Origin of the sequence: Spartinivicinus ruber (genome assembly GCF_011009015.1) — a bacterium.
In the GTDB taxonomy this organism is placed as follows: domain Bacteria; phylum Pseudomonadota; class Gammaproteobacteria; order Pseudomonadales; family Zooshikellaceae; genus Spartinivicinus; species Spartinivicinus ruber.
Genome location: NZ_CP048878.1, coordinates 4,145,984 through 4,168,498, shown reverse-complemented (window position 1 = coordinate 4,168,498; position 22,515 = coordinate 4,145,984). Strand labels below are relative to the sequence as shown.

Genomic DNA, 22,515 nt, shown 5'->3' with positions numbered 1-22,515 from the left:
GTCAAAAAAAGTTGAAGCAAGGCTGAGTGGTTGTAAGCTAACATTTGTTTTAAATGGTTGTATGGTTAGCGGAGCTGTCTCTTGACACCTATTCACTTTTCACATGCTAATGGTTTTCCAGGGGAAACCTATCAAGCGTTATTTCAAGCATTGGAACACAGGGGTTTTAGTGTCGATTACTTACCTTTGCATGGCCATAACCCTTGTTTTCCCGTTGCAGATAATTGGTTAGGGCTGGTTGATGAGCTAATTGAAACCATTAAGCAGCGCTATCAACGACCTATTATTGCAGTTGGCCACTCACTAGGTGGGGTGCTTTCGGCGTTTGCGGCAGACCAGCAGCCCCATCTGTTTAAGGCGGTCATTTTACTTGACTCTCCTGTGCTGACCGCTCTGGATTGCTCCGTCGTTAGTATGGCTAAGCGATTAGGTTTAATAGATAAAATTACCCCTGCTGGTCGCACTAAAGGAAGGAGGGCTTTGTGGTCAAACCGCTCAGATGCCAAACAGTATTTTGCTAAACGGTCGTTATTTGCTCAGTTTGCAGAACAATGCTTAGACGATTATGTACAGTATGGGTTAATTGACCATAAGACAGGTGTTGCATTACGGTATAACCCAGAAATAGAACTTTCTATCTACCGGACAGTTCCCCATATTAAATTAAGTAAACATTATCAAGTGCCTACTGCGTTATTGTACGGAAAACAAAGTAATGTAATAAGGCGACATCAGGTTTCTAATATGCGCCGCCAACGTAAATTTTATGTGCGTGAGGTGGTAGGCAGCCACATGTTTCCTTTAGAAGACCCTACTGGTACAGCAGGACAAATCATTCATGCAATACAACAGCTCCGGCCTGGTAGCTTCACTAATTGAAGACTCATTAAACATAGCACGTCCGGTTACGATTAAACACCACGGCCAACATTGGGCAGGCTTATCTTGGGGGCCTGCAGATAAAGCTCCTTGGATTGCCTTTCATGGCTGGTTGGATAATGCTGCTAGCTTTGCTTTATTAGCTTCAAAGTTACCTGATCAACATATTATTGCCATTGATTTAACAGGGCATGGCAAAAGTGATCCCAGAGCAGGGGAAGGTGCTTATTTGCTTTGGGATTATGTTGCTGATATACGTTCAATCTTAATGGCGTTAAATATTAAACAGGCTTCATTACTGGGACATTCCCTTGGAGCCATAGTCTCGGGTATGTATGCGGGTTGTTATCCAGAAAATGTAGAGCGGCTGATTTTGTTAGATGGTTTAATTCCTTTTACTTGTTCTGAACAAGATACTCCGCAGCAGTTACGGAAAGCTTTAGAGCAAGAACCTATTTTAGTGAAATCAGCACGTAGTTATGAGTCGGTCAGGCAAGCAGTTAAAGTAAGACAGTTGCAAGGTAAGTTATCATTTGAAGCTGCCTGGCTATTGACGGCTTATGGGTTGGCTTCCATTTCAGGTGGTGGATTTCGCTGGCGCTATGACCCACGTCTAAAATTGCCTTCGCGTTGGCGTTTAACAGAAAATCAAGCAGGTGCTTTTATTCAAGGAATACAGGCTAAACTATTAGTATTGGTGGCTGAGCAGGGCTTATTTCCTGACAAACTACAGGAATATGTTTCTCGTTGGATACCAGTTGCCACCTGTAAACAATTGCCGGGACATCACCACTTTCATTTAGAGCAAGAAACCGTTGAGCGAGTTGCAGAAGAAATTCGACATTGGTTGTCTGAGCTAAACTAAAAAGTGAAAAATACTACATCACTCTTAAAGTGCAGGAGTGGAAATTGTTAAAGAGCAGTGCAGAAGCAATAGTTAATATAGCTAAGCCACAAAAAACCGTATCGTTAGTATTGGGTAGTGGTGGAGCAAGAGGTTATGCCCACATTGGTGTGATTGAGGAATTAACCAGTCGTGGATATCAAATAAAATGTATCGCTGGCTGTTCCATGGGTGCATTGGTTGGCGGTATATATGCGGCTGGTAAGCTGCCTGATTTTGAAGCTTGGGTGAGTGAGCTAAATACTCTTAATGTTGTGCGATTATTGGATTTACGCTTAAAGGGCCAAGGTGCGTTAAAGGGAAATAAAGTATTTGATGTATTAAGGGAAATGATCGGTGAGTGTACCATTGAATCGTTACCCATTCCGTATACAGCAGTTGCCACTGACTTGGAGTCGCAACGGGAGGTGTGGTTTCAGTCGGGCCCGCTTTTAGAAGCTATTCGAGCTTCCATCGCTATTCCCAGTATTTTTACACCGGTTCGGATTGGGTCACGACTATTTGTGGATGGTGGTGTATTAAATCCGTTACCTATTGCGCCTACGGTATCTGCTCATAGCGATTTAATTGTCGCAGTTGATTTAAGTGCAGATGATGATGAACTATATTTACCTACCGATAAACAAATCATCGTACAACCGCAAGCGCCTACGGCACTTGATCGTTGGTTTGCTCAGTTGAAATTGCGTACCCAAGGTTTTTGGGATTCTCGTAAAGATGAGTTTGCTAGTGTGGTAGAAGAAACTGATGAGCCAGTATTAAAACGAGGCATGCTGGATATTATTAACGAATCGTTGGAAACCATGCAGGGAGCATTAACACGTTATAAATTGGCTGCCCATCCACCGGATATTTTAATAGGTATTCCCAAAAATATTTGCCGTTTTTATGAGTTTCATAAAGGACCTGAGTTAATACAACTGGGGCAGGTGATTGCTAAGGATGTACTGGATCGATTTGAAGCCCACCAGCATGAAAATGGCGGGAAAAATAATGGCAATGGTAACAAAGCGGTGATGCGGTAGTCAGAAGTGCATGCTCGAAAGCTGCTTCCCCCCTTTTTAAGGGGGGGGGGTTAGACTATGCCATCGTTCTATTCTCTTTGTTTTCGACAGCCTCCTACGTAAAAAGCTAAACAAGAGAGAAACGTAACAAATACATTGTCTTCTTTAATCTTTGATTAGCGATAAAAACTCCATACGGGTATTTTCGCTTTTTCTGAACTGCCCAAGCATGACGGATGTTTTCATTACCGAGTTTTGTTTTTCAACCCCCCGCATCATCATGCACATATGTTTGGCTTCAATGACGACAGCAACGCCTTTAGCATTAGTTACCTGTTCAATGGTTTCGGCTATTTGTCGTGTCATGTTTTCTTGAATTTGCAGCCTGCGGGCAAACATATCAACAATACGCGCAATTTTGGATAAGCCCAACACTTGACCAGTAGGTAGGTAAGCAACATGACATTTGCCTATAAAGGGCAGCATGTGGTGTTCGCAAAGGGAGTAAAGTTCAATGTCTTTGACTAACACCATTTCATCATTATCTGAAGGAAACAATGCGTCATTAACAACCTCGTCAAGGTTTTGTTGATAGCCACGAGTTAAAAACTGCATTGCTTTAGCCGCACGCGCTGGCGTGTCTTTTAAACCGGGGCGGCTGACATCTTCGCCAATGGCTTCGATAATTTTATTAAATGCCTGTTCCATGATGTAACCTTGCCAAAATCTGAAGGCATACCCTACGTTAAGCGAATAAACGGGTAAAGTGTTTTTTTAGTTTTTCCAATGTCCTTTTTGTTTAGGCTTTTTAAGCAGCACAAACATCGAACCATTACCACCAGCATGGGCAGGGGTAGTGCAAAAAGCAATGACGGCAGGTAGTTGTCGTAGCCAGGTATTCAGGTAGCTTTTTAGTGTGGGACGTTTGCCAAAATTACGGTGGGATTTACCATGAATAATTTTTACACAGCGATAGCGTTGTCGTTGGCTGAACGCTAGAAACTCAACCACCAATTTACGCGCTTCTTCAATGCGGTATCCATGTAGATCCAGTTGATAATCAATAGTCAATTTTCCTTGCTTGAGATGTTGAAAATGACTGAGTTGAATTCCCGCTTGATGATACTCTACCTTTTCCTCTGGACCAATAATTGGTACATAACCCTCAGATAAACCATCAACATCCACTCCATTGGTTTCAATGGTTGCTGCCTGTTGCTTAGCTAGCTGGGTATTTGAAGGGGAAGGGAGTTCAGCTGGAATAGTGACAGCAATGGCTTGAAAAACAGTGTCTACATCATGTACAGCTGCTAAAAACTCAGCAATTTCACTGGCTGGTAGTGGTGGTTGAGATGGTTTTTTCGGCGGCTTTGGCATACTGCTTTAATACAAGATTCATAAATTGCGTTACAATAGCGGCTCTAATGCTTTCTCTCAAGGCTACCTTTAAAAATAGATTATCTTTTTGTCGGAGTGTTTTTGTGCAGCCACATCAAGCCCCATCATTTCAAGGGTTAACCACTATCCGTGACTTTATTCGCTGGACTTACAGCCGCTTTAATCAGGCGGATATATTTTATGGCCACGGTGCTGATAATGGTTGGGATGAAGCTGTACATTTGGTTTTGCAAAGCCTGGCATTGCCTTGGGATATTGATAAAGCACTATTTGATTGTCAGTTAACTGATGAAGAAAAACAGCATGTGGCATCTTTAATTCATCAGCGCATTGAACAGCGAATACCAACAGCCTACTTGGTTAATCAGGCTTGGTTTTGTGGTTTACCTTTTTACGTGGATGAACGGGTTTTAGTTCCACGCTCGCCTATTGCAGAGCTAATTAATAATCAGTTTAACCCTTGGTTACAGGCTAATAAAGTGGAGCGAGTGTTGGACTTGTGCGCAGGCAGTGGCTGTATTGGGATCGCCTGTGCCTATGCGTTTCCAGATGCAGAAGTCGATTTGACGGATATTTCCACTGAGGCATTACAAGTGGCAACAGTCAATGTAGACCAGCATGAACTCACCCATCGAGTGTCGCCCATTCAGTCTGATTTATTTCAACAGCTACCTACACAACGATATCAACTCATTGTCAGTAACCCACCGTATGTAGATGCTGAAGATATGGCTGACATGCCTGCAGAATTTCACCATGAGCCTGCTTTGGGGCTAGAAGCAGGTGCTGATGGGTTAGACTTAGCAAAACAAATTTTAGCGAAAGCAGCTGATTATTTAGCCGTTGATGGACTATTAGTGGTAGAAGTAGGGAATAGCCAGTGGGCGATGGAAGAGCAGTTTCCACAGGTACCATTTACCTGGGTAGAGTTTGAACACGGTGGTCATGGTGTTTTTGTCTTAAGTGCCGCAGATTGTCAGCGGTATCAGTCTGCTTTTCAGGCCGCTATTAATAAAGCAGTTTAGGTATCAATAAAATGTCAGGAAACACATTTGGTAAGTTGTTTACAGTCACCACTTTTGGTGAAAGCCATGGTCCGGCATTAGGTTGTATAGTTGATGGTTGCCCCCCAGGGTTACCAATCAATGAAGTAGATTTACAGCTGGAGCTGGATCGCCGTAAACCGGGTACTTCCAAATTTACCACTCAGCGCCGTGAGCCTGATCAGGTCAAAATCCTATCGGGGGTGTTTGAGGGGAAAACCACAGGTACACCTATTGGGTTAGTGATTGAAAATACAGACCAGCGTTCAAAGGATTATTCCAATATCAAGGATCAGTTTCGCCCAGGTCACGCTGATTACACCTATACCCAAAAATATGGCTTCCGTGATTATCGTGGGGGGGGGCGCTCTTCTGCAAGAGAAACAGCCATGCGGGTAGCAGCAGGTGCTATTGCTAAAAAATTCCTTGCCCAGCAGGGGGTTGTGATTCAAGGCTATTTATCTCAATTAGGTCCAATAGAGCTGAGTTGTGTGGAGCTGGGGGCGGTTAATCAAAACCCATTTTTTTCTGCTGATCCTGAGAAAATCCCGCAGCTTGAAGAGTATATGCAAGCGTTGAGAAAGTCAGGTGATTCTATTGGGGCTGAAGTGACGGTAATGGCGTCAGGATTAATGCCTGGTTTAGGTGAACCCATTTTTGATCGTTTGGATGCTGATATTGCTCATGGTTTGATGAGCATTAATGCGGTTAAAGGCGTAGAAATCGGTGATGGTTTTACTGTGGTCAATCAAAAAGGCACCGAGCACCGGGATGAAATAACCCCAGAAGGTTTTTTATCTAATCATGCTGGTGGCATTTTAGGTGGCATTTCTACGGGACAAAACATTGTCGCTCGGATTGCATTAAAACCCACTTCCAGCTTGCATTTGCCAGGACGAAGTGTGGATATTAATGGTCAACCGATTGAAGTTGTTACGAAAGGTCGCCATGACCCTTGTGTTGGGATTCGAGCAACACCTATTGCAGAAGCGATGTTAGCAATCGTATTGATGGACCATTGGCTACGCCATCGGGCACAAAATGCAGATGTGGTATCGCCAACGCCGGTAATTCCGGGGAGCATTTGTTAAATACAAGTGGTGACAGGGTGTTCTGTCGCTAGCAACATGGGTGTTGCTTTAGCTCTTGATAGACACCAGGGAAGGTTTTTCGAGAGCGGTAGAGGAATAGCCTGTCACTCCATAGTTTGGGCACTAGCGTTATTTTCAACGCTCTTTCATGACACTCTCTTTGAAAAGAGGACTTGTGATGGCTAAACCGATTCCACCAGTACCTCTTTGGGTCTTAAACAATCCATTACCTCACCACAGTTGTTGTTAATTTCTTGCCAACTACTAATATTGCAGCGGATGCGTGTAACACAGCACGTGGGTATATTACCGTTAAACTTAGGGTCCAAGGCTTGAATGGTTTCTTCAATGCTTGGGTTATGGCCAATTATCATGAGTCGTTGGCATGCGGATGGTGCTTTTTTAATTACATTGAAAATGGCTTTAACTGATGCATCGTAAAGTTTGGAGTGCCAATCGACTTGATCAGGGGGAATCGCCATCGCTGGTAATATTAATTCTGCAGTGGCTTTTGCACGAATAGCTGGGCTGGCAAAAACTCGATCAGGTTGCCAGTGTTTGTCGGCTAATAGCTGACCCATGAGTGGTGCAGTTTTTTTGCCTCGTTTATTCAAAGGGCGGTCGAAGTCAGACAGTGAGTCATCTTTCCAGCTGGATTTAGCATGGCGTATCAGTAATAGCTCCTTCATTCGTTATATTCCTTTAGCTGCCTGCAATAGATTAATAAAAGTTTTGGCTGCATTCGATAGCGTGCGCTCTGGGTGATGAATATAACCCAATTGTCGGCTAATAGGCAGTGTATTCAAGGGTAATATCCTTAAGCTGTCGTCTACCATAGCTTGAGGAAGAACACTCCAAGCTAGACCAACGGCGACCATCATTTTAATGGTTTCCAAGTAATTTGTAGCCATAGCGATATTTAAATTTAACCCTGCCTCATTAAATAATGACTTCACAATGTGATGGGTAAACGTATTGCTACCAGGGAAAATAGCACTGAAATTGGTTAAGTCTTCAAGTTCAAGTAGTGTTTTTGTTGTAAGGGGATGGTCAGGCGCTGCAACAAATACGAGTGGATCATCCCAGATTTTTTCTGAAATAACGTTAGTTTTAAGGCTGGGAGATAGTGTAATGACTGCTAGCTCAACTAGGCTTTGTTGAATGCCTTCGTATGCCCACTCTGAGTCAATAAATTTAATATCCAAAGCGACTTCTGGATACTGAGAAGTAAATTGCTTTAGTAAGGGAGGGAGTCGGTGTAAGCCTATGTGGTGGCTGGTTGCCAGAGTAAGGGTACCTGCCACAGTGCCTGTCAGGTTTTGGATTTCTCGCTGGGTATCGGCAATGGTGCTGATAATCTGATAAGCCTTGGGTAGCAGCGCTTTTCCTGCTTCTGTCAGGCTAATTGTGCGGCCGACGCGGTCAAATAATTTAGCGTTAAGCATTTCTTCTAATACTGCAATACGTTTACTCACCGCTGGCTGAGTAAGGTGTAGTTTTTCAGCCGCGACTGAAAATGAGCCGGTTTCAGCAACCGCAAGAAATGCGCTAAGGGAGTGTGTATCCATAGTCAGTCATCAATAAACGAATGAAAGCGATTTGGTATTCCAGATTTTTATAGACTCTCTAAAAATTATTAATTTGTTTTATTTGACTGCTAAGCCTAGCATATAACAGGCATATGAAAAGCATTACAGGGTATGTGAGGCCTGCAAATATACCCTGATGGCTCTGATGAGGATAACGAAAATGACTGCTAAAACCCTATACGACAAGTTATGGGAGATGCATTTGGTGGCCGAGCAAGATGATGGTTCGGCCCTAATATACATTGACCGCCATTTATTACATGAAGTCACTTCGCCACAAGCTTTTGAAGGGTTGAGGCTGGCAGGCCGTCAACCTTGGCGGCGTGATGCTAACCTCGCAACCCCTGATCACAATGTGCCAACGACGGTTGTTGAGCGCCAAGCAGGCATTGAAGGTATTGTTGACCCTGTTTCGAAGATTCAGGTGAAAACTCTTGATGACAACTGCCAGTCTTTCGGTATTACTGAGTTTGCCATGCAAGATCATCGGCAAGGCATTGTCCATGTGGTTGGTCCTGAGCAAGGGGCAACACTCCCAGGAATGACAGTAGTTTGTGGTGATTCGCACACTTCTACCCATGGCGCATTTGGGGCTTTAGCTCACGGTATTGGCACTTCCGAAGTGGAGCATGTGTTGGCTACTCAGTGCTTGGTGGCTAAAAAAATGAAAAACATGCTGGTGAAGGTAGAAGGCCAGTTATCACCTTTTGTGACTGCTAAGGATATTGTGCTAGCCGTCATCGGTAAAATTGGTACTGCGGGTGGCACTGGCTATGCCATTGAGTTTGGTGGTTCAGCTATACGCGCATTATCAGTGGAAGGTCGCATGACGATCTGCAATATGGCCATTGAAGCAGGGGCTCGGGCAGGAATGGTCGCTGTTGACCAAACGACCATTGATTATGTTAAAGGCCGTCCTTTTGCACCCAATCAAGCGCAGTGGGAGCAAGCCGTGGCCAGTTGGCGACAGTTGGTGTCTGATGAAGGAGCTCATTTTGACAAAGTAGTGGAGTTGGCTGCTGAAGAGATTCAACCACAAGTCACTTGGGGGACATCGCCGGAAATGGTAGCGCCTGTTGTAAGTTTTGTTCCTGATCCCAAAGATGAAAATGATCCAACCCGGAAAGAAGGTATGCAACGAGCCCTTGAATATATGGGGCTACAACCAGGGATGCCAATCACTGATATCAAACTGGACCGGGTGTTTATTGGCTCTTGTACTAACTCGCGGATTGAAGATTTACGGGAAGCAGCAAAAGTGGTGCAAGGCAAACAAGTGGCCGCGAATATTAAGCAGGCCATGGTAGTGCCAGGGTCTGGACTGGTGAAAGAACAGGCCGAAAAAGAAGGTCTGGATAAAGTTTTTACTGAAGCGGGGCTGGAATGGCGAGAGCCTGGTTGCTCTATGTGCCTAGCTATGAATGCCGATAAGTTAGGTCGTGGTGAGCACTGTGCCTCTACTTCAAATCGTAATTTTGAAGGAAGGCAAGGGTTTGGTGGCCGTACCCATTTGGTCAGCCCGGCAATGGCCGCAGCTGCTGCCATTTATGGTCATTTTGTTGATATTAGAGCGATTGGCTAAGGAGTAACCCGTGGAAGCATTTACTCAATTAACTGGCGTGGTGGCTCCTTTAGATCGCGCCAATGTTGATACTGACATGATCATTCCCAAGCAGTTTTTAAAATCAATTAAACGTTCAGGGTTTGGTCCCAACCTGTTTGATGAGCTGCGGTACCTGGATGAAGGTCAGCCTGATCAAGATTGCAGTAACCGCCCCTTGAACCCCGAGTTTGTATTAAATCAGCCGCGTTATCAAAGATCGAGTATTTTACTGGCAAGGGAAAACTTTGGCTGTGGTTCGAGTCGAGAGCATGCACCTTGGGCTTTATTGGATTACGGCTTTCGTTGTGTGATTGCGCCAAGTTTTGCGGATATTTTTTATAATAACTGCTTTAAAAATGGCATTTTGCCCATTGTGGTGGCGGATAATGAGGTTGATCAGTTATTCGAAGAAGTAGTGAATCAGGAAGGCTATCAACTTTCAGTCAATCTTGAACAGCAGGCTATTACCAAGCCCGATGGCAGTGTTATTACATTCGAAGTAGACGACTTTCGTCGTGAATGTCTGTTAAAAGGTTTAGACGAAATAGGCCTTACATTAGCGAAGTCTGATAAAATTAAAGCATTTGAAGCAAAACACAAACAGCAACATCCTTGGTTATTTGGTGCAGTTAAATAAATAGGCATTTAAATGAGTAAGCAAATTTTAGTATTACCCGGTGATGGGATTGGGCCTGAAATAGTCACTGAAGCTATTAAGGTACTAGCAGCTGTAAAGGATAAATATCAACTGGCTATTGATTGGCAGGAAGGCTTGGTGGGTGGTGCTGCCATTGATGCAGAGGGTGTACCATTACCTGAAGCAACCTTAGCTCAAGCTAAAGCGGCTGATGCTATTTTATTAGGGGCAGTTGGTGGACCTAAGTGGGATCAATTGGAAATGGCCAAGCGTCCAGAGAAAGGCTTGTTAGGCTTGCGTGCTGAGCTGGAATTATTCGGTAATTTGCGCCCAGCGATTCTTTACCCTCAACTGGCCAATGCATCTACCCTTAAGCCTGAAGTCGTTGCTGGTCTGGATATTTTAATTGTACGAGAGCTGACGGGGGGTATTTATTTTGGTCAGCCTCGTGGTATTAAAACTTTAGAAAATGGTGAGCGCCAAGGTTTTAATACCTATGTGTATAACGAGTCTGAAATTCGCCGGATTGCAAAAGTAGCATTTGAAGCAGCTCAAAAGCGTCAGGGTAAGCTTTGTTCAGTAGATAAAGCCAATGTATTAGAAGCTACTGTCTTATGGCGTGAAATCATGGAAGAAGTTGCTAAGGATTATCCTGATGTTGAGCTGAGCCATATGTATGTCGATAATGCAGCAATGCAGCTGGTTAGAGCACCTAAACAGTTTGATGTGATCGTAACAGGCAATATGTTTGGTGATATTTTATCAGATGCGGCTGCCATGTTGACGGGTTCTATTGGTATGTTACCTTCCGCCTCATTAAATGCTGAAGGTAAAGGAATGTATGAGCCTATCCATGGTTCTGCACCGGATATTGCTGGAAAAGAAGTGGCTAATCCGTTGGCAACGATTTTATCCATTGCAATGATGCTACGCTATTCACTGGGTTATGTAGAGCCTGCAGATGCAATTGAAGCAGCAGTTAAGCAGGTTTTGGCTGGCGGGCTGCGTACGGCTGATATTTATAATGAAGAAACCAATACCCAGCAGGTGTCGACAAAGAGAATGGGAGATGCAGTGGTTGCTGCGCTGTAACCTATATTTGAATTTTAAAATACAGATAGGTTAAATCACTAATTAATAGGAAGTAACTTAAAGATGACTAAAACATATGATGTCGCTGTAGTTGGAGCAACCGGTGCTGTCGGAGAAGCTATGCTGTCTATTTTAGAACAGCGAAATTTTCCCGTAGGAAAAGTATACCCTTTAGCCAGTAGCCGCTCTGCAGGAAGTACTGTTTTATTCAACAATAAGCCAGTTGTGGTAGATGATTTAGCTACCTTTGATTTTAGCAAAGTGCAAATTGGTTTATTTTCCGCTGGTGGCAGTGTTTCTGCTGAATATGCACCCAAAGCAGCGGCCGCTGGTTGTGTAGTAATCGATAACACCTCGCATTTTCGCTATGACCCCAATGTACCATTAGTGGTACCTGAGGTGAACCCTGAGAAAGTAGCGGACTATACTAAATGTGGAATTATTGCGAATCCAAACTGTTCTACAATTCAGATGTTGGTCGCATTAAAACCATTGTATGATGCTGTCGGCATTCGTCGTATAAACGTTGCAACTTACCAAGCGGTATCTGGCACAGGAAAAGATGCTATTAATGAATTAGCCTCACAAACGGCTAATTTGTTGAATGCTAAAGGTGCAGAAGCTAAGGTTTATCCAAAGCAGATTGCGTTTAATGTGCTGCCACAGATTGATGTTTTTCAGGAAAATGGCTACACCAAAGAAGAGATGAAAATGGTGTGGGAAACCCAAAAGATTTTTGGTGATGAAACAATTTTGGTTAACCCAACCTGTGTACGAGTTCCAGTTTTCTATGGGCATTCTGAAGCAGTCCATATTGAAACCAAGGAAAAAATAACAGCGGCTCAAGCACATGCGCTGCTGAAAAAAGCATCAGGCATTGTTCTGTTGGATGAGCACAAAGAGGGTGGTTACCCAACCCCTGTTACGGAAGCCGCTGGTGAAGATCCTGTCTATGTTGGGCGTGTTAGAGAAGATATATCATGTGACAGAGGTCTCAATTTATGGGTTGTAGCGGATAATGTAAGGAAGGGGGCAGCTCTTAACAGTGTACAAATTGCCGAGATATTGATAAAAGACTATATATAATTGATACTTACTTAACGATTTGAACCTTATTTCTAGCTTTAGTCTAACTGACTAGAAGCTGGCTTTTGTTGTATTTGCAAATCTAAGTAGACAAAGAGCAGGTAGGCGGGCTACTTACCTGCTCATTGTGTCTTATAGTTATATACAGATTGACCAATCGCGTTCAGGTTTGAGCTTGCCGAACAGCTTGCTCTTCATCAGGCTCGTTCAGCATTCACAGGAAGTTTATGTATTCATCGTTTGGGATCAATTAATGGATCGCGAGGGGGAAATGTATTGATTTACTTGTTTTTAAGGCAATTTCCAACGTAGTTGGAAGGTACGTGGAAAATCGCCAAAACAAGTGGAACTGGGAAACAAATAATTGGTCGTGAAGTGTATGGCAGAAAGACCCGACTCCTTAGAAATCGCAAGATTAAATGATAATAAAGGATTGAGAATTATGGTGCGCAAGCTTGTAGTGGCAATGGCTGCAACCGGGGCCTTGTCATCGGGGGTGGTGAACGCCCTGGGCCTTGGGGATATTGCCCTCAAATCCGCCCTCAACCAGCCATTGAATGCTGAAATCGAACTCATCCAGATTAGAGACCTGAACGCTAATGAAATATTACCCAACTTAGCCACCCGTGAAGACTTTAACCGAGCTGGGGTAGAGCGCATCTTTTTTCTTAACAATATGAAGTTTGCTACGGTAGTGCGCCCTAATGGTACTGCTTATATTAAGGTGTCTAGTAATAAACCCGTTCGTGAGCCTTATCTAAATTTTCTAGTAGAGGTGCACTGGCCAAGTGGTCGGCTACTGCGTGAGTATACCGTGTTGCTCGACCCACCAACGTTTGCAGAGCAAGCACCCTCTGCTGTTCAGGCACCAGCGACAGTAGAACCTGTTGCTGCTCGTCCAACGCCAGTTACTGCACCAACTACGGCAGAAACAACCCCTGTTACTACAGCGCCTGCCAGCGATACGAGCTTCCAGGGTGATAGTTACCGTATACAAGCCAATGACACGCTTTATGAAATTGCTGCCAAAGTTAAGCCTTCCAGTCAGGTGACTGTGCAGCAAACCATGTTGGCCTTGCAGCAAGATAACCCAGATGCGTTTATTAACAACAACATTAACCTGTTGAAACGGGGTAAGGTCTTACGCCTCCCAGATGAAGCGCGGGTAAAAAATGTGTCTGTAAGAGATGCGGTCACTCAGATTAAGCAGCAAAACCAAGCTTGGAAACAAGGCTCAACTGATTTAGCTGCACCGCAAATTGATGCAACGCCTAGAACTGATGCTGAGCCAGTTGTGACAGAAACCGCTGACGATGGCAAGTTAACGATAGTTTCTGCGGCCACCAGTCAACCAGATGAAACCGGTGCAGACACTGGCCAGCCTGATGGAACCGCTGATGCTCAGGTGAGTGAGCTGAAAAACGAACTGGCACTTGCGCAGGAAAACCTGGATAAATCCCAGCGGGAAATTGAAGAGCAAGGTGCGCGACTGGAAGAACTAGAAGACCAGATAGGTACTTTGCAGCGCTTGTTAAGCTTAAAAGATGAGCAGTTGTCTGCATTACAGGCACAGCTTGCAGAAGCTCAGGAACAAGCCAAGCAAGCGACAGATGCTGTTAAGCCTGAAGTGGTTGTTGATACCCAGCCTGTTCAGCCAACTACTACGCCTGAGCCAAAACCCCAGCCTGAACCAGAGCAAGGTATCATTGATCAAGTCCTGGCTAGTCCTGTGATGTTGGGAACTGTCGGTGGAGTGATTATTGCCTTGGTCGGTGGTTTATTCCTTTGGTCAAGACGAAGAGCTCAAGAGGAAGAAGAGTTTTACGAAGAGTTTGAGGAGGAAGGCCTGGGGGAGGACCAAACCGTCGTTAGCGGAGTGAGCGGCGGTGGTGCTGAAGAAGCACTAGAAGTGGCAGAGGAAGAGCCAGCGGAACCTGTAACGCCGCAAACAGCAGACCCCGTTGGTGAAGCTGATATCTATATTGCTTATGGCCGTTTTTCTGAAGCAGAGCAGTTGTTACGTAATGCTATTAATGATGAGCCATCTCGCAGTGACTTACGGGTGAAGCTGCTCGAAGTCTATGCAGAGATGCAGGATGCCAGCGCATTTAGTCAAGAGTTACAAGAGTTACATGAGTTAGCTGACCAAGGTGCTATTCAGCAGGCTGAAGCATTGAAGGTTAAGTTTGGTGATGCACTTACTCCTCCAGCCCCTAAAATTGCTGCAGAGGAGTCGGATGAGTTTGCTGACTTAGAGCAAGGGTTTGGTGATGAAACTCTCACCATGGAAGACCTTGATGAAAGTTTGTCCCTTGATGATCTTGATCTTGAAGGTGAGATTACGCAGCAAGAGACATCTGCTGAAGCAGATGAATTAAGCTTGGATGACTTAGAAAGTAGCCTGGAAGCTGAGCTGGATGAGGAAGAATTTGGCTTGGATCTGGGGAGCTTGGAGGAAACAGTCGAAGAGCCTGCAGCAGCTGATGAGCTCGACTTGGAGCTTAGTCTGGATGAAGAGGCTGCTACTACAGAAGAGTCTGTCGAAAGTTTTGATGAACTGTCCTTAGACTTAGAATCTGATGAAACTGAAGATCTAGAGAAAGCATTAGATCTGGATTTAGCTGATTTGGAAGAAGAGCTCCCAGCAGAAGAAGAATTTAACCTAGATGAAGAGTTAAGCTTAGACATGGACATGGACGAAGCGGCGCCTGCAGCGCTTGATGAGTCTATGGAAACGTCATTAGAGGACCTGGAACTTGACTTGGCTGAAGAAGGACTTGATCTTGAGCAACCAGAAGTGCCTGAGGAAGCAAAGGCCCCTGCCGTTGAGCAACCTGCACCAGTTACTCCTGCTGAAACCTTAACTCAAGCAAAAGATGTAGAGCTATCAGAAGAAGAGGAAGCTTTTATCTTAGACTCTGATGCAATGGAAGATAATTTAGCTGATTTAGATGCTGCAACTGAAAGCCTGGCAGCAGAGTTGGCGATTGATGATTTAGATATGGACGATGATTTGGACGTGACTGCTGAAGCCCCCGTTACCAGACCTGTACCTGCTGCTGAAGATCATGGCGCTGCTACTGCAGTAGCTGAGCCTAAAGTCCAAGCTAAGCCAGCGGTAGCAAAAGCAGCACCAGCAAGTGAAGAGCAAGACTATGAGTTTCTGGCTGATGCTGATGAGGCCGCGACTAAGCTGGATTTGGCGCGTGCTTATATTGATATGGGTGACCAGGATGGAGCTAGGGATATCTTGGATGAAGTCATGACTGAAGGAAATGATATACAGAAAAAAGAAGCTCAAACGCTGTTGGATAGCATGGAATAGCGATAACCATTAATATTCCCCTTTCACAGCAGTAATCAGGTAGTAATGACTCAAGTACAACCCCATGATTCAGTCGCTGATCAGCAGCCAGCGACTGAAGTGGTTCAACGTTTTGCTGCTAGTATCGAATATGACGGCTCACATTACCATGGCTGGCAAGCCCAGCGTTCAGGCATCAGTACCGTTCAGCGAGCAGTAGAGGCAGCTTTTAGCAATGTCGCTGATCATCCGTTGACAGTAATCTGTGCTGGGCGTACTGATACTGGGGTACATGGCTGTAATCAAATCATTCATTTTGATAGTTCGGCAGTTCGCTCTGAGCGGAGCTGGGTGTTTGGTGCCAATAGCAATTTGTCTAATGATATAGCCGTGCGTTGGGTTAAGCCGGTAGATGACAGCTTTCATGCTCGGTTTAGTGCAGTTTACCGCCGCTATCGCTATGTAATTTTAAATGCTCCAGTTCGGCCTGCTCATCTTCCCAACGGGGTTACCTGGAATTATCGACTTTTGGATGTTGCATTGATGCGTGATGCAGCTCAGCGTCTTGAAGGAGAGCATGATTTCAGTTCATTTCGCGCCATTGGTTGTCAGGCTAAATCGCCTGTAAAGACAATTCACCATTTGCGGGTCGAGCGGTTTGGAGATTTGATAGTTATTGATGTAAAAGCCAATGCTTTCTTGCACCATATGGTTAGAAATATTGCTGGTGTATTAATGACAATAGGCAGCGGCAAGCGCCCTGTCAGTTGGGTAAATAATGTATTAGCTGCTCGAGATCGAACTCAGGGCGGTGTGACAGCGCCACCCTATGGCTTATATTTTGTTGATGTTGGCTATCCAGAGCAGTTTGATTTACCTTCCCCGCCTCTGGGTCCGTACTTTTTATCACCTTGGCTGACAGAATAGCCACTTTCTTTTGGGTGACTTATGAATCAACGTGTTAGGGTAAAAATTTGTGGCATCACTCAGGTAGCTGATGCACTGGCAGCGGCTAATGCGGGAGCTGATGCCATTGGGTTAGTGTTTTATGAACAAAGCCCAAGAGCAGTCACTATCCAACAAGCTTTAGAGATTACTAATCACCTGCTTCCTTTTATTACGGTAGTTGGCCTGTTTGTGAATGCATCTGCTGAATATGTACAACAGGTGTTAACTGAAGTGCCATTGGGTTTGTTACAATTTCATGGTGATGAGTCAGAATCATTTTGTCAGCAGTTCAATAAACCTTATATAAAAGCCCTTCGCGTGCGAGAAGAGATGGATATTAACCGTATTATCGGGCAGTATAAGTCGGCGGTAGGTATCTTATTAGATAGCTATCGCCCCGGTATCCCAGGGGGAACGGGGGAAACTTTTAATTGGCAGTGTATTCCTGCCCATCCCAGTAAACCAATTATTCTTGCCGGTGGCCTGTCTGCGGATAACGTGGCAACGGCTATTCGACAGGTGAAACCTTTTGCTGTGGATGTCAGTGGTGGGGTTGAGCAGCAAAAAGGGGTTAAAGACCCTGCCAAAATTAATGCGTTTATTCGAGAGGTTGCCAGTGTCTCAACAATACAGTGTTGAAGATCTATTAAATCTACCCGACAGTCGTGGCCATTTTGGACCTTACGGCGGTCGTTTTGTATCTGAAACCTTGATGGCGGCATTAGCTGAGTTGGAAGAAACTTACCACAAATTGTGGCGAGACCCAGACTTTCAAGCAGAGTTTGATAAAGACTTAGCCCACTATGTAGGTCGCCCATCACCACTGTATTTTGCTGAGCGATGGTCTAAGCACCTGGGTGGTGCACGAATTTATTTGAAGCGTGAAGATTTAAATCATACTGGTGCGCATAAAGTTAATAACACCATAGGTCAGGCATTACTGGCCAAGCATATGGGTAAGCCCCGAGTTATTGCTGAAACTGGTGCTGGACAGCATGGGGTGGCGTCTGCCACAGTGGCTGCCCGCTTAGGATTAGAGTGCCATGTTTACATGGGGGCTGAGGACGTTAAACGGCAATCGTTAAATGTTTACCGGATGTCGCTGTTGGGGGCTACAGTGATTCCTGTTGAATCTGGCTCACGTACTTTAAAAGATGCATTGAATGAAGCTATGCGGGACTGGGTCACCAATGTGGATAATACCTTTTATATTATTGGTACTGTTGCTGGTCCTCATCCATACCCGCAAATGGTGCGTGACTTTCAATCAGTGATTGGTCGGGAAGCGCGTAGTCAATGTCTTGATCAAACTGGTAAGTTACCTGATGCTATCGTTGCTTGTGTGGGTGGTGGCTCTAACGCGATTGGCTTGTTTCATCCTTTTATCAGTGATACTTCCGTTAAAATTGTGGGGGTGGAAGCTGCAGGTGAAGGCTTAGGTACTGGCCGTCATGCAGCACCGCTTTGTGCAGGTAAGCCTGGAGTGCTCCATGGTAATCGCACTTACTTAATGGAAGATGCTGCTGGCCAGATTATTCATACTCACTCTATTTCTGCTGGCTTGGATTATCCAGGGGTAGGTCCTGAGCATGCTTGGCTAAAAGACACTGGCCGGGCTGAGTATGTTGCTGTAACCGATCAGGAAGCATTAGCGGCATTTCATGGTTTGACTCGTATGGAAGGAATTATTCCTGCTTTAGAAAGCAGCCATGCATTGGCTTATGTTGAAAAGCTGGCACCAACGATGTCAGAAGACCAGGTAATTGTGGTCAACCTTTCTGGTCGTGGTGATAAAGATATCCATACTGTTGCGGCCATTGATGGCGTGGACTGGAGCTAATGGGGGAGTCATGAGTCGAATTCAATCTTGCTTTGAACAATTGAAAGCAGTCCAGCGTAAGGCATTAATCCCCTATGTGACAGCGGGTGATAGCTCACCACAACTTACTGTACCTCTGATGCATGCTATGGTTGAGGCAGGAGCTAACATTATTGAGCTAGGGGTTCCTTTTTCTGACCCGATGGCGGATGGGCCTGTGATTCAACAGGCTTGTGAGCGGGCGCTGTCCCACGGGGTTACCTTATCCAATGTGTTAGCAATGGTGGCAGAGTTTCGCCAGCAGGATAACCAAACACCTGTGGTATTAATGGGTTACCTCAATCCGATTGAAGTGATGGGTTATCAGACCTTTGCTGAAGCCGCGGCTGCAGCTGGTGTCGATGGGGTACTGACAGTGGATTTACCACCGGAAGAAGCTGGTCCTCTCGCTGAGCAATTAACAGCCAATGGTATTGACACGATTTATTTGTTGGCTCCCACAACTGCGGAAGCACGCATTAAAACGATTTGTGATAGTGCCTCTGGGTTTATTTACTATGTTTCTCTAAAAGGTGTCACAGGCGCAAATACTCTTGATGTTGATGCAGTTAATGATCAGCTGAGCCGAATTCGCCAATTTACTCAACTGCCAGTGGGAGTTGGGTTTGGTATTCGTGATGCAGAAACAGCTAAAGCTGTTGCGCAAACAGCTGATGCTATTGTCGTTGGTAGTGCGATTGTTAAAAAAATCGCTGCGGGTAATGATGATCAGACGACGATTGCAGCTGTTAAGACGTTGCTTGGCTCGATGCGCAAGGCCATTGACGTATAATTAGGGATTTATCGTATTTTTTGTTTGTAGCGGAAGTGCTAGGGTATGGCCTTATTTGGTTTAGATACTCCTGGCATTTCCGCTTTGTTATTTTAGGTAGCAACTTATGGCTAATTGGTTATTAGATAAATTTAATCTGCCGTCTTTGTCTGGCTCAAAAAAGCATAGTAATGTCCCTGAAGGGCTGTGGAAAAAATGCGTCCAGTGTAGCGCAATTCTTTATCAGCCAAAGCTTGAAGAAAATCTGGATGTGTGTCCGAAATGTGGCCACCACATGCGGATTTCTGCTAAAACGCGTTTAGATTATTTTTTAGATCCCGAAAACCGAGTGGAAATTGCGGCTGATTTAGAGCCTGAAGATCGTCTGAAATTTAGAGACAGCAAAAAATATAAAGACCGTTTAAATGCTGCCCAAAAACAAACAGGACAAAAAGATGCGTTGTTAGCAATGCAGGGTACTGTAAAAGGGATACCAGTGGCCACAGTGGCTTTTGAGTTTTCTTTTATGGGGGGATCAATGGGCTCCGTAGTGGGCGAAAAATTTGTACAAGCTGTTAATGTTTGTATAGAGCAGCGTTGTGCCCTAGTTTGTTTTGCAGCTAGTGGTGGTGCCCGAATGCAAGAAGCTTTATTTTCTTTAATGCAAATGGCGAAAACCAGTGCAGCACTGGAAAAACTGAAAGCAGCAGGCTTACCTTTTATTTCTGTATTAACTGACCCTGTTTATGGCGGTGTTTCTGCCAGTTTAGCTATGTTAGGCGATATCAATATTGCTGAGCCAAACGCATTGATTGGTTTTGCTGGTCCTCGGGTTATTGAGCAAACCGTGCGCGAAAAATTACCGGAAGGCTTTCAACGTAGTGAGTTTTTATTGGAACATGGCACCGTTGATATGATTTTACAGCGGAGCGAACTACGTGACCGGATAGCTTCATTATTAGAAAAGATGACTTTTTACTTTACAGCTGAGCAAGCTGCTAATGATGTGGTTGTTGAGGAGAATACGACACCTGAAGTAGATCAGGAGCAAGCTGAATCTGTAGCTGAAACTAATGAGTCAGTTGCAGAAGCGAATACTGAAGAGCAACCTGCTCCAGAATCCAAAAATGAGGTTTAAGCAGTTAGCTGAGTGGCTCTCTTGGTTAGAGAGCCTGCACCCCACCGAAATTGATCTTGGTTTATCCCGTACTCAACAAGTATTGCAACGGCTTAATTTATCCAAATTAGGCAGATGGATTATTACGGTTGCTGGTACCAATGGTAAAGGGAGTACCATTGCCATGTTGCAAAGCATTTTGCAGCATGCAGGCTATCGAGTGGGCGTCTACACATCACCGCACTTTTTACACTATAACGAACGAGTAGTTATTGATGGTCAGCCTGTGTCTGATGGTCAACTAATGATGGCTTTTAATGCTGTTGATGTAGCCCGACAGGAAACCTCATTGACCTATTTTGAGTTTGGCACTTTAGCAGCGATTTGGTTGTTTCAGCAACAGCCGTTAGATGTGGTACTGCTTGAAGTAGGACTGGGCGGTAGGTTGGATGCAGTGAATATTGTTGATCCAGATATTGCTGTGGTAACCAGTATTGGTTTAGATCATGAAAGCTTTTTAGGAAACGACTTAAATACGATTGCCTGGGAAAAAACCGGTATTGTAAGAGCAAATATTCCACTGGTTTATGGTGATGATACTGTTTATCCGGCAGTAGTAGAACGAATGGAAAATGATCAGGTTAAGTTGTTGAGAAAAAACCATGAGTTTGGTGCCTTGGAACTAGCTGATTCTTGGTCCTTTAAAGGAAAAACAATTGATGGCAGTGATTGTGAAGTGACAGGCTTACCTTATCCATCTCTCCCTTTTAGCAATGCAATCACTGTGCTACAAGTACTACAACAGTTGCCTTTGTCAATACTTCGTGAGTCTGTAATGCAAGGGTTAATCAGCGCTAAGTTACCAGGTCGTCTGCAAATTGAAGAGGTGGTGATCAACGGTAAACCAAGCCAATTAATTCTAGATGTAGCGCATAATCCTGCAGCTGCTCAAATGATAGCCCAGCACCTAAAGCAGGCAAATCAACCGCTACGGGCGGTATTAGCTGTATTGGCAGATAAAGATGTTGAAGGCATTGTGGCTGCTATGGCTCCTGTTATCAGCCAGTGGTATCTCAGTCAGGTTGATGTCGATCGGGCGCTGGCTGTTGATGCGTTAACAAGCAGGCTGGATATGCAAGGTGTAACCAATTCACAATCATTTCAGGTGTTGAGAACAGCCATTGAGCTGGCTGCTCAAGAGGCCGAGCCCAATGAGCCCATTATCGTGCTAGGCTCATTTTATACGGTTGCAGAAACGTTAAAGTTAATTCCAGAGTGGGCTGAGGAGCAAAAGTAAATAATGGATGACGGCTTAAAACAACGATTGGTTGGGGCTATTGTATTGGTGGCATTAGCTGTGATTTTTTTGCCGCAATTATTTGATCAAGAAACGCCTTACCAAGTGGTTAAAGAGCCTATTCCTGAACCGCCAGTGGCGCTGACAGAGCCCGCTTATATTGAGCAGCAGCGCCAGCGGGTTGCTGAGCGGCAGGCTGAACTTGCTAGCAATTCTGACCAGCAACAAAATACCCAGTCAGCTATTGATGAACAAGAGCCAGTTGAGCTGGTGGTTAATGAAGCCGAACAACCAAAAGAGCCAGTAACGGAAGTTGTGCCAAATCAACCTATAAAAACTGTTGATGCTCAGGGGGATAAAGCTGATAAAGCCATTGCTGTTGCTCAACAAACAATTCCTAGCTTAGATGAGCAGGGAGTACCCATTGCTTGGACGTTACAGTTGGCAACTTTTGGAAACCAAGCCAATGCGGACAAATTATTAAATGAGCTAAGATCGGCAGGCTATAAAGCTTACAGTAGGCAAGTGGCAAGAGACCAAAACAGTTTGACCCGCGTATTTGTTGGCCCCTCTTTATCAAAAGATAGTGTTATTCTACAGCAGCAGTCTATTGCTAAGCGCTGGTCTTTACCAGGGTTAGTGATGCGCTTTAAACCTTAGCCTACCACTATTATAAAGAGTTGAGACTTTTTAGGTACTTGTTGTTTAGAGTTAGCTGTGACCGCCAAGGATGGTGGAAATAAAGTACCTTTCTCCTCCTTTTCTTGTGTTTTGGCAAATTTACTTGGCAGGCAATAGTAGAATTAGTTTAAGGGTATCTACTATGTAAATTAACCAGAATTCTCTTCACGATTAATTTTTATAACCGAAAAACTAAACTATAAAGTCTCTTC

21 protein-coding genes are annotated in these 22,515 nt (G+C 44.6%); 17 read left to right on the top strand and 4 right to left on the bottom strand.

Annotation, left to right across the window (positions count from 1 at the left end):
* Window positions 1-81 precede the first annotated feature (81 nt).
* The 3 genes from G4Y78_RS18880 to G4Y78_RS18870 are packed head-to-tail and all read left to right on the top strand — an operon-like array spanning window position 82 to window position 2,808.
* Window positions 82-879: an alpha/beta hydrolase gene (locus G4Y78_RS18880; protein ID WP_163834501.1), complete on the top strand. Its 798-nt coding sequence runs from the start codon at window positions 82-84 to the stop codon at window positions 877-879.
* Window positions 839-1,744 (top strand): alpha/beta fold hydrolase, encoded by a 906-nt coding sequence (locus G4Y78_RS18875; protein ID WP_163834500.1) that lies wholly within the window; start codon window positions 839-841, stop codon window positions 1,742-1,744. Before G4Y78_RS18880 ends, G4Y78_RS18875 begins: the two co-directional genes overlap by 41 nt.
* A gap of 44 nt (window positions 1,745-1,788) precedes the next feature.
* The gene (locus G4Y78_RS18870) at window positions 1,789-2,808 is read left to right on the top strand and encodes a patatin-like phospholipase family protein (RefSeq protein ID WP_230425620.1); all 1,020 of its coding nucleotides are present in this window, start codon (window positions 1,789-1,791) and stop codon (window positions 2,806-2,808) included.
* Window positions 2,809-2,952: 144 nt separating this feature from the next.
* Here G4Y78_RS18870 and folE read toward each other — a convergent pair whose 3' ends face one another.
* Window positions 2,953-3,495 (bottom strand): GTP cyclohydrolase I FolE, encoded by a 543-nt coding sequence (gene folE, locus G4Y78_RS18865; RefSeq protein ID WP_163834499.1) that lies wholly within the window; start codon window positions 3,493-3,495, stop codon window positions 2,953-2,955.
* 66 nt (window positions 3,496-3,561) lie between these two features.
* On the bottom strand, window positions 3,562-4,164 hold the full coding sequence (locus G4Y78_RS18860; protein ID WP_163834498.1) for a Smr/MutS family protein: 603 nt from the start codon (window positions 4,162-4,164) through the stop codon (window positions 3,562-3,564).
* Between the two features lie 104 nt (window positions 4,165-4,268).
* Here G4Y78_RS18860 and prmB point away from each other — a divergent pair, with 104 nt between their 5' ends.
* Complete coding sequence (gene prmB, locus G4Y78_RS18855; protein ID WP_230425619.1) at window positions 4,269-5,210, top strand: 50S ribosomal protein L3 N(5)-glutamine methyltransferase; 942 nt, start codon at window positions 4,269-4,271, stop codon at window positions 5,208-5,210.
* Between the two features lie 11 nt (window positions 5,211-5,221).
* On the top strand, window positions 5,222-6,319 hold the full coding sequence (gene aroC, locus G4Y78_RS18850; RefSeq protein ID WP_163834496.1) for a chorismate synthase: 1,098 nt from the start codon (window positions 5,222-5,224) through the stop codon (window positions 6,317-6,319).
* A 182-nt stretch (window positions 6,320-6,501) separates the two neighbouring features.
* On the opposite strand, the gene G4Y78_RS18845 is transcribed toward aroC, so the two are convergent.
* Both G4Y78_RS18845 and G4Y78_RS18840 read right to left on the bottom strand, forming a co-directional pair.
* On the bottom strand, window positions 6,502-7,008 hold the full coding sequence (locus tag G4Y78_RS18845) for a SixA phosphatase family protein (RefSeq protein ID WP_163834495.1): 507 nt from the start codon (window positions 7,006-7,008) through the stop codon (window positions 6,502-6,504).
* Window positions 7,009-7,011: 3 nt separating this feature from the next.
* Window positions 7,012-7,887, bottom strand: a complete 876-nt coding sequence (locus G4Y78_RS18840) for a LysR family transcriptional regulator (protein WP_163834494.1) — start codon at window positions 7,885-7,887, stop codon at window positions 7,012-7,014.
* A 181-nt stretch (window positions 7,888-8,068) separates the two neighbouring features.
* Here G4Y78_RS18840 and leuC point away from each other — a divergent pair, with 181 nt between their 5' ends.
* The 12 genes from leuC (at window position 8,069) to G4Y78_RS18780 (ending at window position 22,282) form a co-directional block, all read left to right on the top strand.
* Window positions 8,069-9,490, top strand: a complete 1,422-nt coding sequence (gene leuC / locus G4Y78_RS18835; protein ID WP_163834493.1) for a 3-isopropylmalate dehydratase large subunit — start codon at window positions 8,069-8,071, stop codon at window positions 9,488-9,490.
* Window positions 9,491-9,500: 10 nt separating this feature from the next.
* Window positions 9,501-10,148, top strand: a complete 648-nt coding sequence (leuD, locus tag G4Y78_RS18830; protein ID WP_163834492.1) for a 3-isopropylmalate dehydratase small subunit — start codon at window positions 9,501-9,503, stop codon at window positions 10,146-10,148.
* 12 nt (window positions 10,149-10,160) lie between these two features.
* Window positions 10,161-11,240 carry a 3-isopropylmalate dehydrogenase gene (gene leuB / locus G4Y78_RS18825; protein WP_163834491.1) on the top strand — a complete coding sequence of 360 codons (1,080 nt, stop codon included), beginning with the start codon at window positions 10,161-10,163 and terminating at the stop codon, window positions 11,238-11,240.
* Between the two features lie 63 nt (window positions 11,241-11,303).
* A complete protein-coding gene (locus G4Y78_RS18820; protein WP_163834490.1) occupies window positions 11,304-12,326 on the top strand; it encodes an aspartate-semialdehyde dehydrogenase in 1,023 nt (340 codons plus the stop codon).
* A gap of 442 nt (window positions 12,327-12,768) precedes the next feature.
* Window positions 12,769-15,651 carry a FimV/HubP family polar landmark protein gene (locus G4Y78_RS18815; protein ID WP_163834489.1) on the top strand — a complete coding sequence of 961 codons (2,883 nt, stop codon included), beginning with the start codon at window positions 12,769-12,771 and terminating at the stop codon, window positions 15,649-15,651.
* Window positions 15,652-15,696: 45 nt separating this feature from the next.
* Window positions 15,697-16,557 carry a tRNA pseudouridine(38-40) synthase TruA gene (gene truA / locus G4Y78_RS18810; RefSeq protein ID WP_163834488.1) on the top strand — a complete coding sequence of 287 codons (861 nt, stop codon included), beginning with the start codon at window positions 15,697-15,699 and terminating at the stop codon, window positions 16,555-16,557.
* Between the two features lie 21 nt (window positions 16,558-16,578).
* Window positions 16,579-17,217, top strand: coding sequence for a phosphoribosylanthranilate isomerase (locus G4Y78_RS18805; RefSeq protein WP_163834487.1), 639 nt, complete (start codon window positions 16,579-16,581; stop codon window positions 17,215-17,217).
* Window positions 17,195-18,418: a tryptophan synthase subunit beta gene (gene trpB / locus G4Y78_RS18800; protein WP_230425618.1), complete on the top strand. Its 1,224-nt coding sequence runs from the start codon at window positions 17,195-17,197 to the stop codon at window positions 18,416-18,418. Before G4Y78_RS18805 ends, trpB begins: the two co-directional genes overlap by 23 nt.
* A gap of 10 nt (window positions 18,419-18,428) precedes the next feature.
* Window positions 18,429-19,229, top strand: coding sequence for a tryptophan synthase subunit alpha (gene trpA / locus G4Y78_RS18795; protein ID WP_163834485.1), 801 nt, complete (start codon window positions 18,429-18,431; stop codon window positions 19,227-19,229).
* A 106-nt stretch (window positions 19,230-19,335) separates the two neighbouring features.
* Window positions 19,336-20,346 (top strand): acetyl-CoA carboxylase, carboxyltransferase subunit beta, encoded by a 1,011-nt coding sequence (gene accD, locus G4Y78_RS18790; protein WP_163834484.1) that lies wholly within the window; start codon window positions 19,336-19,338, stop codon window positions 20,344-20,346.
* Window positions 20,336-21,622 (top strand): bifunctional tetrahydrofolate synthase/dihydrofolate synthase, encoded by a 1,287-nt coding sequence (gene folC / locus G4Y78_RS18785; RefSeq protein ID WP_163834483.1) that lies wholly within the window; start codon window positions 20,336-20,338, stop codon window positions 21,620-21,622. The genes accD and folC overlap by 11 nt, the downstream gene beginning before the upstream one ends.
* Before the next feature lie 3 nt (window positions 21,623-21,625).
* A complete protein-coding gene (locus G4Y78_RS18780) occupies window positions 21,626-22,282 on the top strand; it encodes an SPOR domain-containing protein (RefSeq protein ID WP_163834482.1) in 657 nt (218 codons plus the stop codon).
* Window positions 22,283-22,515: the final 233 nt, after the last annotated feature.